Below are 18,331 nucleotides of genomic sequence, written 5' to 3' on the forward strand. Positions count from 1 at the left end.
CGCTGATGGCCCGCTGCTGTTTTGTGGCACTACCGCATTCGGGCCACCGGACTGCGCCAAACGATGCTCCAATGCCGCATATAACCCGCCAAACTGCGGCCGGGAGGCATCATCCCAGTTGCTGAGTCCCTGTTCGATTAATGCCAGTGCGCCAACGATGCGCTCAAAATCCGCATTATCCACTTCAGGATAGAGCGACAAACTGTCCAACACGCGAGAACTCGATAGCCATTCCAGCGCGGTTTTTCGGCTGGCGGCGCGCAGTGGATACAGGGTTTCACCAAAGCGGCTGATTAGCCCGGCCAGCAACGCCAGCCCATCGGCCAACCCAGCCTCGCCGTCACGGTGTAAACGCGCCCAGATGTAATAGGTGGCCACCCGCACATCTTTGCCGTGCAGAGTGAACAGTTTTTCTGCCAGCTCGCTGGCTAACGTAGTATCAGCACCTGAGAGTTTATTGACCTCTTCACGCATCTGCTGGAAGTCGTCATTGTAACTGAGATCTTCTCCGCTGTGCTGGTCAGTCGTCACTGGCTGCAACCAGCGTTCCCAGAGCGCAACCTGTTGTTCTGCCTGCACTAACAGTGACTCAGGGGCGGCAGCACAGGCGGTGATCAGGGTATTTAACGTCGCCATAACGGCTCCTGTGGGTCAATATCGGGGATGACAGCGGACATCAGTCTTCTGCCATGTCTTCATCGTCTGCCATGTCAGCGACCGCGGGCGGCGTGTTCTGTATCAAAAAAATTTGCGCCGGCAGGGTGAAGTTACGCAGTTGCAACAGGCCTAACGGGCCTTTGCCCAGCTCGGTGCGCAATATCCATTGCAGTGATTGATTATCTGCGGTGGTAAAGGTCAGTTGATAGCGCCCTTCATCCAGCTTTTTCTGTTTTGCCTGTTCCAGCCAGCGGATCAGTCCCCATGTTCCCTGATAATCGCCGTACAAACGAGCACCAGAACTCACACCGGTCCAGGTCAGCAGGGTGCCGGGTTTGTAGGTTTCACCCGGCCAGCGGAAACTCTGCCAGCTTTCCATCTGATTGAAATAATGCAATTTCTGCCCGTCAATCGCCAGATTCGTTTCCACCACGTTCGGCACCGGACGGGCCAGCAACTCAAAGCGCAACCCCTGACTGCCGTCAGTGAACAAAATATCGGAGATTTGGCCCAACTGATTAATCGCCGCCAGGAAGGCCGGATTAAAGGTTAGCCCCTGGCTGTTCACCTTACTCGGTACCCAGCGCGTCCCTTCTTTATGCAGCACGCCGCCCAGTTCACGGGTCAGGAAGCTGTCGATGCGCCCGCTGTCCTTGCGGATAAACTCCGCCAGCATCGGCAGTGAGGCATCGCTTTTACTGGCGGCAAACGGGTAGCGGCCATCAAAGGCCGATTTCCAATTGGCCACCACCGCGTTTTTCCACTGGTCGTTGAGGCTGGCCGACGAAGGTTGCAGCACGGTTTCCCACGCCTGCGTCAGCGGCTGAACAAACATCGTCTGCCCAAAGCTGCTCCATTCCTCTCCCAGACTGGCGGCAATCAGGCTGCCGTACTCCTGCGTGTCCGTCAGGTCGACACTTTTCCCCTGGAAAACGGTCTGGGCCAGCACCTGTGTCATCTCCTGCGGATCTGAAGCATTAACCACCTGCTGGAGTTTAAGCCGCACCCGGGTCACGCGGGTGAGTAACGTTTGCAGACTCAGCGAGCTGTCCGACGACATCCTGTTTTGCGCATCACCTTTGCCCATCAGTGCCAGCAGCGGGCCAAAGGTCTCGTCCAGCGGCCCTACTGGCCCATCGGCACTCTGGTCAATGGCTGGGGTCTGGTCTTTATTCATCAGTGCCTTAGCAGACTTCACCAGCGAATCCGATAACGCCTGATTCTGCTGCCCGGTCTGCCCTTGCCACGCTAGCGTGTTCATCAGCGCAATCAGCGGCGACTGGCGCACATCACTCATCAGCGTCAGTTGGTCAATCACATCCGACAGGTTATGCGCCTCATTCCAGTACAAACTGTTGAGGAAACTCAGCCAACTGCCGGCAAAATCGGTGAAATAACGTTCGGTCAGCCGTTTTTTCAGTGCCTCCGGTGAGATCTCTTCAGATATCGCCCGGCGGTTATCACTCAATACCCAGTCAATTTCTTCGCGACGGGAGGCCACTGTTTTATCTATCGCCTGCTGGATTTGCTCATCCCAGGCTTTGCGGGTGAACATGCCGGGCACGGACTCCGAGGTCTGAAACAGACGCTGGGCATCGGTATCGCCGGTCATGTCCATCAGCGTCATGTCGGCATAGTTGCGACGCACCGACAGCAGCATGTTTTCATACAGGGTACTTTCTGCATTACGCTGACCAATCTGCCCCAGCAACACCTGCCGTACCTGGCTTACCAACCCGGTATCCGGTTTAATTTTCCAGTCCGGCTGGGCAGGCAGGTTTTGCGCATAAAATTGCCATAAGTCGGGCGCCAGACTCTGCCACAGCCCAGGCGAGACACCGGCACGCGCCGGTTCAGTGGTCTGCATCACTTGTGCATAAAAGGCAGCATCGGCTTTTTCCGGACGTGACATCATCAGATAGGCCTTTAACTGGTCATAGCCTGTTTTTGCCCGTGCCGCACGTTGCGGGCTGTTGGCGGGCAGTTCTGCCAGTTCGCTGAGTTTCTGATGTAGGCTCTGTGCGGTGGCATCCCTAAGAATGCGGTTGTTGGCCTGACCATACCACGGCATCAGGACCTCAAGCAGCGGCGCATTATGGTCCAGACCAAAACGCTGATACCACGGCGCGCCTTGCGCCACGCGAGATTGTAAGCGCCCAATATCATTGCGCAGGGCTTGTAGGGCCATCAGTTGCTGGTCAGAGACCGCTTGCGACTGCGCCAGTTGCTGCGCCTGTTGTGCGGCAGAGACCATCTGGTGGCGGTTGACCGCAAATGACACCACACTGCCCACGCCCCACAGCACCATCAGTGCCAGCAGGCTGTAACACAGTGTCTGCTCCCACGGCAGCCCGACACGGCGTCCACGGGCAGAACGGCAGTCATCCAGCACCCCCTGCCAGCGGTCGGGGGCAGTCCAGCTTTTCTCGTGCACGCGCGCCGCCGATGCAGAGGTATCGGGCAAACTGAACATCAGCCCACGCAGAGGAATACGCGCGGCATACTCGGTAAACCACGGCGTCAGACGCTGCCGCCAGCGGGCCGCATCGCCCTGCTCCAGCGACTGCGCCAGACGCAACAGAAAATCATGGTGTGGCTCGACCGAAAGCTGCTGCATCCCCTGCTCACGTAGTTGGGGCAACAGGGCACGTAGTTGAAGCTCAACCTGCTCTGGCGTGGCCTTCGCTGGGAACACCACCCCAACCGGTTGCTCCACCCGCGTATCCTGAGGCCAGCCGCTGCCGCAAACCTGCCACAGATACACCGGCGGTTGATAGCGCAAGGTTGCGCCCATTTTTTCCAGCGTTCGCAGGCCGTTATCCATCCACTGTGGATGACTACTTTGCGCGGCGGTTATCGCCCAGACAATGCCATCAAACGGGCGGCCACGGCGCAGTTTGCGCCACGCACTCAGCCCGGCTTCATCAGCCAAATTTTGTACGCTGCCGCCGTGAATAAGCACCGTGCGCTGCCCTTCCAGCCAGCCCTGCTCCGCCAGTTGCGGGGCCAGTGCGGTAATTTCATCAGGTTCACCCACCACCATCAGCAACCGAACTTTGTAGCGCCAGAACAGACCGTAACGGCGGCGCAGACGGGTTTTTAGACGGGACGGCTCACCCTGCTGAGTCTCTCCCGCTTTCGCGTTTTCTTCCGGCAATGGCGCATCATCGCCCTGTGCCTGCTGCCGTAGCTCATCGAAGTGCTTTCTGCCGGATAACCGGGTCCCCACATACGACAGTAATGCACACAGGGTCAGGATCCCCGTCCCCACCACCAGTCCCGTCAGCCAACGGTCACGTTGCGGTGTCCCCGGAATTAGCCCCACCCGTTCGGGGTGTTGCCAGACCAGCCAGCACAACACGGCACCCGCCAGCAAAAATAACAGGGCAACAATCCAGAACCAAACTTCTGGCTTTTTAATCGGTAAGGCAATGCGCTTCACGTTTCATTCTCCTTGCGGGAAGCATTCGGGGATACGACGGTACTCCAGACAGTGTCACTGCCTTGTTCACTACTGAGGATCATATGCGGTGTTGGGGAATGACCGATGGCCTGCGCGGCGGCGGCTATCGCCAGCCACGGAGCTGCACATCCAGGACACCCTAAAAATTCATTAAAATTATGCACATCCGGGCCGGGTGTGATGCGGGCCAGTGGTGCTTTGCCCTGGACACCGATGGCACTGCGATACCCCTCACTCCCTGCGGATAACCCGGCCAACCAGAGATGTTGTAGGGCATCCGGGGGTAACGGCACCCAGTCAGCTGCCTGTAACACCCCCGCCTGCAAGGTCTCTTGCTGCGGGAGGGCGCATTCCGGGCGGTGTAACAACGCCAGCGGGGTAAGCACTTTCTGCGTCAGGCGGTTTGCCAATAGCAACCCCACCACGGCCTCTCCGGTCATGTCGGGTTGTTCAGGGGCTATCTGCACGGCAACGACCAACAACAGCGCATTATCGTTAATACGGTGATCAAGCCAGTGGTCGATAACACTCAACCCGTAGCCTGATAACAATGTGGTCGGCTGACCAATACCGCTCTCCCGCCAGGCCTGCTGCCAGAGTGCCTGCACCCGCGGGTTGGGCACCGAAGAGGACGACTCCAACAAAATAGCAACTGCATTGTCAGGGGGAAACCGGGACAAGGGGTCCGTCAGATTGTCCAGCAGAGCAGAAAACGTGGCAGAGAGGTGTGCCTCCGGGGACAGACCTTCAGTGGCCGGCAACCGACTGTGCCGGACACTGCTCCCACCATTCCAGGCGGTCTGGGGAATAATTTTATTGTCATTACGCAGTAACGCGTCGGCTATCCCGGTAAATTGCAGGTCAGAGTCATGCGCCGTACTGCATTTAGCCGCCAGAATTTGTAACGCCCGACGCCCCCGGCGAACTTCCTGCAATATGACCTGCTCACGCCGTGAATCCCAGGCATTGGCCTGGATTTGCTGCATCAGATAAATCGCCAGACGAAAGCCCATCAGAACCACCCAGAAAACCACCGGGATACCGATGGCGAACCACCAGAACGCGGTATTGCCCAGCAGTTTCCCCAGAAAACGCATCAGTAATATTCCTGCGGCAATAACCCCCAGCAGTACAATTAGCCAGCGTAATGGCGTGGGCGGCGAAGGACGTAAAGACGGGCCGGGAATGGTGGTTAATTTTACGGGCATGGAGAGGACTCAAATATAAAATAACGAAGAGGGGAGCATTCTGTCATGACGTATTTAGCCTGAAGCCTCTGCGCATACAGTGTGATAAAAATGTAGATAATTAGGTGATGTCACCAAGTGTTGCCATAAAACAATAAATAATGCAGAGGCTTGGTAACATTCAGTGTAGAAGTCGCGGGTTACACCAGATTACGCATCCGGTGCGGTAGTGGATCCCCGCTCAATATCTTCCGGCCAGCGAATAGTATTTATTGGGCACCAGCTCCAGGGCTTTCGGGTCAACAGCGGTGTTTCGGGTACCGTTTTGCCCTGCATATACTGGCAGCAGTGGCTCCATAAACCGCGGATCACCCGGCTATCACCTTCCGTCCAACTGAGGATAAAACGGTCCACCACCTCATAGGTACCCGGTTTGCAGACCGCGCAGGACAGGCGGTGCCCTGAGTCGTAACGCCCAACCTGACGCACCATTTCACCGTGAATATCCGCCCAGTCGAAGACCTTAATCACTGTCGGCCAGCGTGACCATGGGTTCCAGTTACTGCGCTGATGTTCGTAAACATACACTTTCTGGCGCTGGCGGTTAAAGCGAACCGGGGTGCCTCGGGGGACAAACATTGCCATTCGAAAGAAAAATAAACACAATGAGATAAATAAGAAATTTAGAATTAGTATCTCAATTTTATCCTCAAGTGTAGTTTCAGTAAAAAAACCTGGTAATTGAAAGAAAAAATAATTTAAGCTAAAAAATATTGCACTACTAAATGAAATTACCCACATCCCAGACCACACAATATTTTCATAGCGTGGAATTTCCATCCACGTGTCATTGATTTCATTAACGCGGATTAGTCGCGGGGCTGTCAGTTGTTCTTCATCCTGCTCAGGTAAATCTTCCTCCCAGTACTTTACTTGAGGCACTAGCCTGGAAATATTGGGATCCCTTTCTTTTAAGTACCCTGCGTGCATTTCCTGCATACTTTCCCTTGGCGGTTGACTGTTTTTCTTATTCACAATGATATTCCCTTATTTCTCAGCATTCACAACCAGAGCCAGTTGATACTGCGGGTCGGTTTTATCCGGCCAGTAATTGACATCCAGTGTTGCTTTGCCATAGCGACTCTCATTAACCCAGACCTCAGCCCTGATCTCCAGATTATTGCCTTCAGCGGCCCGTTTATAACGCCCGGAATAATATTCTGACGTTGGAGCCGCCAGCCTGTGGTCCAGTTTTCCCGGTACATTATGTGTTTCGGCAAGCAGTACTGTATTTGCCTCCCCACCGGTCAGGCGCAGTTCCCAGGCTGATGTCGTCTCTTTACACCCCGGCAGGCTCAGCCGCAACTCCAGTTTGGTATAGCGGATACCCTGTAATTCAGACAACCCTTCATAACCCACCTCAACCGCCATACCATTCACAATGGCATTAAAAGCGGTCAGTGAGGCATTTAAATCCTGCAAGCTGTCCTCATGCCACACCACATCGTTGTCATGTGGGATCCCAAAACAACTGCGGCGCAACCAGACTTCAAACGGCGTACTTCTAAGCTGGCTGGCCTCAAAGGCAAGCATAGCGCCAGTTAATATTAATAGCGCCCCAATACCAGCAGGACCAAGCAAAGTGAATATACCTAAATATGCCCCTCCACCACTAATAAACCCACCCAAAGCAGTAAAAATGGCTGATTTATAGTATAACGACCCAGCTTCTTTATCTCCTTCCTTATATGCCTCCCACCCCAACATCCCCATTCTCACCCCATCCACAACCGCCGCCACACCGGCTATCACACCGCCCGTCCGGATCAACGGATGAACAAAGTGTTTGGGCAAGACGTCCCAGTTATTTTTGATCGTCAGCATCCGACTAAAGCCTGCGATCTCGGTGGCGGCACTGAGCACCATCAAACGGTTGATGTAATACTTCAGACTGGCATCGGTATCATTACCAATGGCTTTCTCCAGATTTTTTGCATTCTCATTCCAGTCCCGCAACTGGAGCCACATCATACCGGCAGACAGCACCATCCCCAGCCCATTGCCGCTGGCATAACGACGGGTACGCTCTTTAAGCACCTCGTCCGTCTCTGGCATATTCAAGGGGGTCACCACACTCCCGGCATCAGCACGCAGTGATGTTGAGGCAATTCTCAGGTCAGAAAAATGGTTCAGCAGATTAGGGTTTTTTAGCGGGGTGCGTACTATCGCCTCCGGGTTGGTCCCGGCACTTTTCAGCGTGGCTTTCAGTTCCTCCAGCGACACGGGGCTGCTGATATACGCCGTCATGCTTTTCCTCAGTAAAACCGGGTCGGTTATCTCCATCATCGCCCCGGCTGCCGAAGTGTTCACTGCCTGTGTACCCCGGCTGTATATGCCCCCAAATGTCGCATGATTCTCTGCCACTGAAGGGGGTAACCATGACGCCGCCCGGACGTATTGTTGAAATTTCTCCACGGTGGTCGTCACTTTAAACAAGGTTATTTGCTGCCCGGTGGTCGCGTAAATGCTCCCTTGCATCATCCGGGTATAACCGGCTTGCGCGGCCTCATCCAGTGTTGACATAACTCTACTGGCCGCCCCGCTTAAGGCCGCCAGACGGGTGGATATGGCGTTCTGCACCCCGGGGGATTCCAGATAGCGACTCATCTCATCAGAGCCCAGTCCGGTTTTCAGATAAGAATAGCCATTGCTGCCATCGAATACGTTCGCCAAAAGGGACGATTGATCGGCCAAAAGCCCGGCATAGGCGGGGGAATCGGGCTGTTTCAGCCACTCTTGCCAGACCGCGTCCATCTGCGTGTCCATCGAACCGCCCTGAAGGCAGGCCGTCAGAGTATTAAATTGGGCAGCCCAGCAGGAAGGACGCCCTTCCGGGGCATAATCGTTTTTGATGGTATCCAGCCATTTGCGCGCCAGATACCAGCCAGCCAGGTCACGGCCGATGGCCTCAATCCGCTGCTGATAACCGTTCATTTGAGCTTCATATTTTTTGGCAAAAGCAGCACGCACCGGCTCGTTATAACTTTTTAGCAGGCGGGCGTACTGTTCAGCCCAGCTTTCCTCCGCTACCTGTTCTTTAGGGATGACTGTGCCACCCCAAACGGGATAACTCCCGGCTTTTTCATAGCGTGGTTGGCTGCTGTCTTCTACAGCCGTTTTCAAATGCGTAAGATACTGTTCAATCGCCTGAGAAATCGTATTTTTATGCAACATTTTGGGTTGTTGGCTATACACCTGTCGCGCTTCCGCAATCTGCATACGGCTGTTATTCAGCTCCTGCACCACGCCGACCGTGTCATCCAGTGCCAGCGCCGCTATTTGGCAGCGATATTGCGCGCCCAACTGGGCAATACGCAGCCCCAGTGCCATTTCACTTTTCAGACGTGGGTAAAAACCATGCGCTCCGCCCAGCGGCTCACCCGCCACTTTCTCGGCATTCGAGAAGAGATTAGTCGCAAACTCCGCCACATGGGACTTCAGCGCAGAGAGCGAAGGGTTCAGCGCCAGTGCTTCGGGTACGCTGGCCGGACTGGCTTTCAGTTCTGACAGCACAATTTGAGTGAAGCGGCTCGCCGGGCGTTGACCGCTTTTATACTCCGCCAGTACCGTTTCGCTCCACGGGTCACTGCTAAACGCCAGCCACGCCAACGTATATTTTGTGTCATCTATGTTGATAAAACTGGCGGCGATATCGTGCCCGTGTGTCAGACACGCGGTACTCAGCGGCGCTACCGTCTCGCCTTCCGGCATTGCCAGCGGGTTGAACTGCCGTAGATACCCTTCTGCTGTCACCTGATATCCCTGCCAGATGCTGTTATCCAGCAACACATACAGATACCCCATGCGCAGGGTGCGCAGCGCATATTTAAATTCACCGCCAGTCAGTTCAATATCCTGCTGCGGTACCGTCGGTTGCCAGCCAGAGCTCACCAACGCTTTCGGTACCGCCGCCACACGCAGCGGAAATATCGGTAACCCCTGGCGCTGACAGGCTTTACACCCTGATGGTGTGCACGTCGCCTGCTGGCTGGCGGCGGCATTCTGGCGAAGCTGGTCTTTAAGTCCCATGGAGGTCTATTCCTTTATCGGTGTTCTGTTGCGGCGTTATCTGGCAAAGCAGGCGTTAGGCTGAGTCATTAGCCTTTTTATTAATTACTTTTCCATGCAAGCAATCTTTAATCCGGTGCGGTAGTGGATTCTTTGTCCAAGGCTTCAGGCCAGCGAACGGTTTTAAAGGGTGTCCAGTTCAGGGGAACGTCTGTCAACAGAGGCGCGGTCGGTACGGGTTTGGCCTGCATATAGTGGCAGCAGTGGCTCCATAAGCCGTAAGCGTCATAAATACTGCCCACGGACCAGGTCAGGACAAATCTGTCTACGACTTCATAAGTCCCTGGTTTGCAAACACCACAGTAAATGCGGTGCCCCCAATCAGCGTGTCCGGCCATAAGAACCCGCTCAGCATGAATATCTGCCCAGTCAAAGACTTTAATCACAGGGTACCAGCGTGACCAAGGGTTCCAACTACTACGCTGATATTCGTAGACATACACTTTCTGGCGCTTGCGGTTAAAGCGTACCGGCGCGCCTCGGGGTTCAAATAAAATCGATTTGAAAAAAAATACAATGAGTGAAACAAACGGGATAAGCAGTAAACAGGAAAAAATAAATACCGATACTCCAGAAAACATACTAGCAGTGAGACTAGGAGAAAATAGGAGACAAAAGCAAAAGGAAAACAAAGCAAAAAATGCCATAAACCATAACCCGAACCATCCATGATTTACATAACGTGGGATCTCCATCCAGATATCATTAATCTCATTTACCCTAATAAGTTGTGGAGGAGCCTGCTGCTGCTCTGCCAAGTCCGGTAAATCCTCACTCCAGCTCTTAACCGGAGGAATTAGCCGGGGAAGTATCTGCTGAGGTTGTTTTTGTTGACGTCTCTTAAGCTTACCCATGTTCTTTAGTCCTGCTCTGCGCTGAGCTTCAGGCCCAGTGTAATATTCGTGTCAGTTTTATCTGGCCAGTAGTTAGCTTCCAGGGTGACGTTGGGCGTGCGGCTCTGCTCTGCCCAGATACTGACCACCAGATTCAGAATTTTTAATCCTGTATCCTTCCCCTTCTCATCCTTCACGTCATCTGTACTCCACAGATATTTGTAATAACCCGAAGGCTCTACGTGCTGATCATGATCGTTAAGGCCGGGGGCACTATGTGATTGGGAGAACAGTACCGCACCGTCACTGTTACGGATTAAGGATATTGACCACCCACTCGCAGCGTCCTCCCATCCCGGCATACTCACCCTGAAGTCTACTCGGCGATAAGCAACGGACTGAATGGTTGGGTTACCGGTAAGAACGTCAAGCCGAGAGGCAAAGGCCACATCCGCCAGCATGCCGCTGACCACCGCGCGATACTCTACCACTGCCTCAGACAGGTCAGTCAGGCTGCTGGCATGCCAGACCGGGTAGCTGTTAATGCTCTCGTTCGGTATACCAAAGCAGCTGCGCCGCAACCAGAGTTCAAACGCCGTACTTCTGAGTTCAGAAGCCTCATAGGCCAGTATGACTCCCATAATAATAAGTAGTGCCGCCCATCCGGCTGGCCCTAGCCCTAAAAGCCCAGCTTCACTGGTTAGGGCAAAAACTCCGCTTAGTCCATAATAGCCACTCACCAACCCACCTAAAATTAATGTCACTCCTGATGCAGCATAAAATCCACCAGCCATTTTATCACCTGCGTCAAATGCCTCCGATGCATGCACCCATTGCCTAATGCCATCCACCACCCCAGCGATTCCCCCCAACACGGCACCAAACCTGACCAGCGTTGGTACTTGCTGTGCTTTCGTCAGCACTATCCAGTTTTGCTTCACCGCCAGCTTGGATGCGAATCCGGCAATTTCAGCCATCCCTGCCACCACCAGAAGGCGGTTAATGGCATAATCTGCGAGGGCATCCTCGTCAGTGCCCACGGAGTATTTCAGGCTGTCCGCTTTGGCGTTCCAGTCCTCTAACTGCAAGGCCATTAACCCCGCTCCCAGTATCAGACCAGCACCGTCGCCGCTGATAAGACGCCGACCACGTTCATTCCATTTTGCCATCTGCGCATAGCTCGCCTTCAGGACCGGCCCTTTGATACCTTTTCCCTGCAGCGACAAATCTGAGATAAACAAGTCATCGAGATCCTTCACCATCGCCGGGTTACTGAACGGTTTTTCAGTAACCTTGATGTTCGGCACCGACGTCTGTATCTGCTCCAGCGTACCCGGCACACTGAGTTGTACTTTGATAGGGGTGTCCAACGCTTTACCCCGCATCCCCATAATCTCATCCACCACCGCCGCGCTGCCGCCCCTACGGCCGGACTTTTCAAAAGAAGCATTATTTTTGGCCAGAGACTGGTGGAGCTCCGCGTTATTTCTGAGGTTTTTCTTCAAGTTCCGAAGGGTCGTTTCATATTCCAAGACTACTGTAGACTCACCGGCCGTCAGCATCGCGCCCTGCATCATCGCCATATAGCGTTTGCGGGTTTCTGCGGCCACGGTTTTCCCCAATTGGCTCACCGAGCCGGTCACTGCCAGTATCCGGCTCGCCCAGCCCTGCTGGATGGCAGCATTTTTCAGGTAGTTACCGAATTCATCCGATGTTGCCGCCGTTTTGAGGTTACCGAAAACGTTGCCACCACTGAAAACCGTCTCCAGCAAGGACGTTTTCATCCCTGTAAAACCCAGATACGCAGGAGAGTCGGCCTTTTGTAGCCACAAGGCCCAGACGTCCTTCGTCTCCTTGCCCATTACCCCACCCTGAACACAAGCCGCAACCGTTAACATCTGTGCCGCCCAGCTTGCCGCACAGGTGGCTGGCGCATAATCGTAGGTAATGATATTTAGCCAGCACTCAACCTGGTACCAGGCTGCCAGATCCTTATCGATGGCCGTGAGCTGCCTTTCTGGGGTTGTAAAGCGTTGCTCAAACTCGGCGGCAAAGGCGGCCCGTGCCGGTTCGTCATAACTGTTCACCAGGCGCGCATACTGTACAGCGAAGGTATTCTCAGCCACCTTTTCAGCGGAAACATACTCGGGAACCGCCCCCCCTAGTGCGGGGCCAGTCATCTTGTAGTAGGGGGCGCTCTCTTTCGCTATATCTTCTTTTATTTTACCGAGATACTGGGTGATGGCCTCTGAAATCATGTGTTTATGGCAAACTTCAGGCTGCTCAATATAAACCTGACATGCTTCAGCAATCTGCATACGTCCAATATTCAGTTCCTGAACTACGCCAACCGCATCGTCCACGGCAACGGCCATCACCGTGCAATGATATTCCTGCCCGAGCCGGGAAACATAACTGCTCATGGCGTTTTGTTTCTCTTTCACCATGCGGGGATAAAAACCATGCGCACCACCGGTTCTCTCGTCGCCGACCTGCGCAATGTTGGTAAAGAGGTTAGTCGCAAACTCCGCCACGTTGGATTTGAACGTCGATAAAGAAGAGTCCAGCGGGGTACAGACTCCGTTTCCCCCAGATATCTGTCCGTTCGACAGCGTAATTTTGGTAAAGCGGCTCGCCGGGCGTTGACCGCTTTTATACTCCGCCAGTACCGTTTCGCTCCACGGATCGCTGCTGAACGCCAGCCAGGCCAACGTATATTTTGTGTCATCTATGTTGATAAAACTGGCGGCGATATCGTGCCCGTGCGTCAGACACGCGGTGCTCAGCGGCTCGACTGTTTCGCCTTCCGGCATCGCCAGCGGGTTGAACTGCCGCAGATACCCTTCGGCTGTCACCTGATACCCCTGCCAGATGGTTTTATCCAGCAACACATACAAATACCCCATGCGCAGGGTGCGCAGTGCGTATTTAAATTCACCACCGGTCAGTTCAATATCCTGCTGCGGCACCGTCGGTTGCCAGCCAGAACTCACCAACGCTTTCGGTACCGCCGCCACACGCAGCGGGAATATCGGTAGCCCCTGGCGCTGACAGGCTTTACACCCTGACGGTGTGCACGTCGCCTGCTGGCTGGCAGCGGCATTCTGGCGAAGCTGGTCTTTAAGTCCCATGGAGGTCTATTCCTTTATCGGTGTTCTGGTGCGGCATTATCTGGCCTTCAAGCGTCTGCCAGGCGGTTTCCGGTAATGTCAGAAGAAGTTGTATAAAACGCTGAGTGGGGTTAGCAAGAGCCTGTTGTAATACGGCCTGAACCGCAGGATGCTGCTCAATATCAACGGCGACTGTCAGGAAGTTCAGCGCCAGAAAATTGCGGTCATCCCGGTCAGCAAGACCGGTCTGCGCTGCTTTTGCTGATGCAGCCTCCGCCTGGATGACCGCATCCGTGGGTAATATCGGACGAACCTGTTGCCAGGCCAGAAGAAGTTGCCAGAGGGCACGTCTATCCCGCAGTGCGCGTTCAGCGCCCCAGTTCATCCGCCATTTTTCTTCCGTGGCACTGCCCGTTTGACAAGCAATGTCACCCGCTATTGTCATGTACCACCAGTGGCTTACCGGCCAGAGGTTCCCGGCCAGACCATCGCGCTGGGTCATGGCCTGTAATAACTCAAAGCACAGGGGTTCAAACAATGCCGTAAATGCATTTTCACTCAGTTGATCACATTGATTTGCCAGTGCTGTCGCCAATTGCTCTGGCGGCATCGGGCTGCTCAGCCAGGCACATACATAACGTTTTTCATGCAGTACTTCACCGCGGGCGTATGCCTGCGAGGCCACTAACCACGGAAATTCACAACGTTCACTGGGAGAGGCCAGTAGCACCAATTGGGGGCAGTACGATGGCGAATAAGCCAGATCGCTACGCAAGACAGGGTGGATAGCACTGTCTCCAAGCCTCTGTTGCAGGTTAAGCAGATGTAATGGGTTAACGCTGGAAACTGTTTTCAACGGATCCAGTAATAAGTAACGATACTCATCCCGATGCTGATTCAACATGTCCACCACGGTATTTTCCGGATGTATAGGTTGTTCTGAATGATCAGTCATGACGTTCTCCATTACTTAGCCTGCTCAACACAGGTTGCGCCCGGCGGCAGTGTCGGTGGTGTCACCTGGTAGCTCTGCGCCCCTTGCTGGCTAAAGCTGGCACATTTAATATTCACTTCACCGGGGGTCATAATGGTGACCCCTGAGCCGTCAATCACCAGTGCAGTTTGCCCACAGGCCAGCGTGATTTTCTTACCGGCCTGAATGTAAACCTCATCCTCTTTACTGATGATTTTCATGTCTTTCAGTGAGGTGAGTGCCATCGCATCACCCTGAGCCTGTATCTCCACGTTGCCTTTATTGGCAAAAATTTTGATACCCAGTGTTTTGGCAAACAGACTGATGATTTCACCCGCCGCCACGGTGAATTTTTTGAACACACTGAAATCGCTGTTTTCAGCCGAGGTCTGAATAAAATTACTGCCAGTACTGATTTGAATATTTTGTGGGGAGACCTGCGCGATCCCGTCCGGCGCACTCATCAGCAACACTGATTGCTGCAAATCTTTTAACGAGGACTCCAGCAGCGATTTTTGAGCGTCTATTTGCGCCAGCTCTGCCTGTGCTGTTTTAACCGCGTCACTGAGCGATTTTGCCAGCCCCTGAGCCTGTTGCAGCGTCTCTAACGCGGCCGCCATCTCCAGCACCTGCCCCTGAGCCTTGGCCTGTCCGTCGGCAGTGATAAAGAGGCCTTTTTCTGCCCGCAATGCACCAAAACTGTCGGTGCGCAGCTCAAAACCTTCACCCCGAGGCTGTTTCTCGTTATCGACCAAATGCCCCAGATTCAGTTGGCTTTTGCCGCCGTATTCGGTGCTGAGCTTGATGTGCTCTTTGCCCCGTTCATCCTCAAGTCGCAGTTTGTTGTTCGACGGGGTGCGCAGTACGTTGCGTTTGTAGTTGCTGATGGTGACGTGGTCGCCATGCGCCGAGTCGTGCAGCACATAGGCGATATACGGCCGGTCCGGGTTGCCGTCTTCAAACGCAATCGCCACTTCGGTACCCGCCAACAACGGCAGGTGCAGGCCGTAGGTGTCACCTGCATATGGGCGGGCCTGACGGACCCACAGGCTTTCGTAGCCTTGCTCCCAGGTGTTACGGTCGAACATCAGATTGACACGGTAGCGGCCATCTTTGTCGATGTGGCCGTAGGTGTCATTCGCGGTGGTGCTGGTGACCCGTGCGGGCAAGGTCCCGGCCATGATCGGCTTGCGGATCAGCGCCGGGCGGAAGCAATACTCTTCGGAGTAAGGAATGGCCTCAAAATGCACTTCATAGCTGCGGTCGCGACGGGCGTGGCTGGTGATGCAGGTGATTATCACCCCTTTACCAAACTGTACCGGCACGTCGTTTCCGGTGACTTTCAGTTCCTGACCCGGCCCCAGTGTCGCCGCATTGGCCACCCCGGCGAAGCGCGCCTGATTATTGAGGTAACGTTCATGGCGCAGGCGGGCATAAAAGGCCCCGCTTTCACTTTCCGGCTCGCGCCCTTCGCTGCCTACGATCAGGTAGTTATCGGCGTAATGATAAGCTTCGCCGTAGGTGGTGGTATCACCCCGAGTGATGTCTGCCCCGGCGGTCATATCGGCAGTGGCGGTGCGGTAGTTGTAATCACCGGTGCTGACCGATTTTTCAACCACCTGATGGGCGCTGGACAAGTCCCAGACCGACTCCGTCCCGCTGTCGTGCAGGCCCGAAGGGGGCACTGCCTGTAGCGTCAGCCCTAACGGGTAAAAGCGCTGGTCGTCGTAAAACTCCACCACATCAAGATTGAGTTTGGGATCGGCGGTAAAACGAAACCAGATCCCCACTTCCGCCAGCAGGCGGCGGATAAAGGTCAGGTCATCTTCGCCGTACTGCATCACCTGCTCGCGGCGCGGGTACTCGCGGGCCAGGGTGAAGACAAAATCCTGACCGCGCATGTCATGGCGCTCACGCAGAATTTTTTCCACAATCTGCGGCACCGACATGTCCTGATATATCCCGTTCTGATGGCTGCGCGACAGCAAGGCCAGGCGCGGTTGCAGGCTCAGTTCGTAGCGGCATTCCTCTTTCGAGGCCGACAGACGTTTAAACCCGGTCACCACCCCGTGGATCACCCGTTGGGTCTGCTGAACCGTCACACCAAAGGCTTCAGCCACCGGGGCCGCCAATGTCAGTGATGCGTCCTGCATCAACATGGTGGCCGGGTCTATCGCCTTGTCGGCGCTGGTGAATTGGATGTCGTAACAAAACGGCTGGCTCAGGCTTTCGTGGCCTTCAAAGCCCAGCACATCAACGGCGGCGGTGCTGTCGCGCACCACCAGTTTGTGGTGGCTATGGTCAAACCGAATAGTCGGGAGAGAGGTATTCATTTTTCGCTTCCTGCAAACTCAAGGGTAATGCCGTCGGCTTCATCCCAGCCCAGCGTCAGCGAGGTGGTACGCTGTTGCTCGCTCATGCGACTCAGCAGTTGTTGGCTCAGCACCGGTAAAATCTGCTGATTGAGCAGGCTATCGATGTTGCGCGCGCCAGTGTCCGGCAGCAGGCAGGCGGCGACCAGTTGGTCGTAGAGGCTTTCTTCAATAGTGCAGTGCAGGCCGTAATGTTTGTTCAGGCGTTGGGCGACCTGTGCCAGTTTCATTTCAACGATTATGCGCAGCGCGGGGGCATCCAGTGGGCGGTAAATCAGCGTTTGGAAGCGGGCCAATAGTGCAGGTTGGAAGTGGTCGCGCAGCATCGGGCGCAGCAGCTCGTGCAAATCGCTGTGGGTGGCGTCCGGCTGCTCGTCCAGCAACTGCATCAGATGATCACTGCCCAGATTGGCGGTCATCAGGATTACTGTGTTCCGAAAATCAATTTCGCGCCCTTCGCCATCGCGCATGATGCCCCGGTCAAACACCTGATAGAACAGGTTCAGCACATCGCGGTGGGCCTTCTCCACTTCATCCAGCAGCACCACGCTGTACGGGCGCTTGCGCACCGCCTCGGTCAGAATGCCGCCCTGACCGTAACCGACATAGCCCGGCGGTGAGCCTTTGAGCTGGGAGACGGTGTGTGCTTCCTGATATTCGGACATGTTGATGGTGATCAGCGATTTCTCGCCGCCGAACAGGGTGTCGGCCAGCGCCAACGCAGTTTCGGTTTTGCCCACCCCGCTCGGCCCCACTAACAGAAATACCCCCAACGGGCCATTTTCGGACGTCAGGCCAGTTTTGGCGACGCGCAGACGTTGTGCCATATCAACCAGCGCTGCATCCTGACCGACCACGCGGGTGGCGAGATGGTTTTCCAGTTGCAATAAATCGGTCTGTTCGTCTTTCAACAGGCTGCTCAGCGGCACACCGGTCCAGTCGGCGATAACCGTTGCCACCGTGCGCACATCAACATCCAGCGACAGCAGCGGCGCATTGCCCTGGATCTGGCTAAGTTCTGCCTGCAACATGGCCAGATGTGCCGCGTTGGCGATATTCTGACGTGCGTCGATAATCAGGGTGGTGAGACGTTTCTCTTCTGTATATTGCTGTTCAAGCTGTTGCTGTCCAACCACCAGTTCTGCGCAGCGTTTATCAATTTCAGGTAAGCGCGTGGCAACAACGCCCGGCAGCAGAAGTAAATCCTGTTCGATAGCCTGTTGCTCCATCGCCAGCGCGGCCAGCTCGGCGTTAATCTCCATCAGCGCTTCTGGCAGGGTATCGATGCTCATACGCACGCGGGCACCGGCAGTGTCGAGCAGGTCAACGGCTTTGTCCGGCAGTTGGCGGCCGGTCAGGAAGCGGCGGGATAAGGTGACGGCAGCGGTGATGGCGGAATCCAGAATGTGCACGCCGTGATGGGTGGCGTAGCGTTCTTTCAGGCCACGCAGCATCAGGCAGGCGGTGTCATCATCTGGCTCGTCCACTTTGACCATCTGGAAGCGGCGCTCCAGTGCGGCGTCGCGTTCAAAATACTGTTTGTATTCCGACCAGGTGGTGGCCGCGATGGTGCGCAGTTCGCCACGCGCCAGTGCCGGTTTCAGCAGG

The 18,331-nt window shown here is 54.9% G+C and carries 10 protein-coding genes; all 10 read right to left on the minus strand.

The genetic code is table 11. The features are described 5' to 3' along the window. A partial coding sequence (locus tag AEP37_RS20415; RefSeq protein WP_049615075.1) for a type VI secretion system protein TssA occupies positions 1-636 on the minus strand: 636 nt, incomplete at its 3' end. Positions 637-676: 40 nt separating this feature from the next. Beyond that, positions 677-4,099, minus strand: coding sequence for an ImcF-related family protein (locus tag AEP37_RS20420; protein ID WP_049615076.1), 3,423 nt, complete (start codon positions 4,097-4,099; stop codon positions 677-679). Continuing rightward, on the minus strand, positions 4,096-5,328 hold the full coding sequence (locus tag AEP37_RS20425; protein WP_042592756.1) for a hypothetical protein: 1,233 nt from the start codon (positions 5,326-5,328) through the stop codon (positions 4,096-4,098). The genes AEP37_RS20420 and AEP37_RS20425 overlap by 4 nt, the downstream gene beginning before the upstream one ends. A 189-nt stretch (positions 5,329-5,517) precedes the next feature. Continuing rightward, positions 5,518-6,306, minus strand: a complete 789-nt coding sequence (locus tag AEP37_RS27770) for a DUF6708 domain-containing protein (RefSeq protein WP_042592755.1) — start codon at positions 6,304-6,306, stop codon at positions 5,518-5,520. A 48-nt stretch (positions 6,307-6,354) separates the two neighbouring features. After that, entirely contained in the window at positions 6,355-9,396 is a 3,042-nt protein-coding gene (locus tag AEP37_RS20435; RefSeq protein ID WP_042592754.1) for a T6SS effector BTH_I2691 family protein, read from the minus strand. Between the two features lie 107 nt (positions 9,397-9,503). Continuing rightward, positions 9,504-10,289 carry a DUF6708 domain-containing protein gene (locus AEP37_RS20440; protein WP_042592753.1) on the minus strand — a complete coding sequence of 262 codons (786 nt, stop codon included), beginning with the start codon at positions 10,287-10,289 and terminating at the stop codon, positions 9,504-9,506. Between the two features lie 5 nt (positions 10,290-10,294). Beyond that, positions 10,295-13,399 (minus strand): T6SS effector BTH_I2691 family protein, encoded by a 3,105-nt coding sequence (locus AEP37_RS20445; RefSeq protein WP_042592752.1) that lies wholly within the window; start codon positions 13,397-13,399, stop codon positions 10,295-10,297. Beyond that, positions 13,389-14,333, minus strand: coding sequence for a hypothetical protein (locus AEP37_RS20450; RefSeq protein WP_049615077.1), 945 nt, complete (start codon positions 14,331-14,333; stop codon positions 13,389-13,391). The genes AEP37_RS20445 and AEP37_RS20450 overlap by 11 nt, the downstream gene beginning before the upstream one ends. Before the next feature lie 11 nt (positions 14,334-14,344). Next, positions 14,345-16,684 (minus strand): type VI secretion system tip protein VgrG, encoded by a 2,340-nt coding sequence (vgrG, locus tag AEP37_RS20455; RefSeq protein WP_049615078.1) that lies wholly within the window; start codon positions 16,682-16,684, stop codon positions 14,345-14,347. Then, positions 16,681-18,331 (minus strand): AAA family ATPase (locus AEP37_RS20460; protein ID WP_049615079.1); only part of this gene is annotated, 1,651 nt, incomplete at its 5' end. The genes vgrG and AEP37_RS20460, both read right to left, overlap by 4 nt.

This window comes from Yersinia pekkanenii, assembly GCF_001152565.1.
Taxonomy (GTDB): domain Bacteria; phylum Pseudomonadota; class Gammaproteobacteria; order Enterobacterales; family Enterobacteriaceae; genus Yersinia; species Yersinia pekkanenii.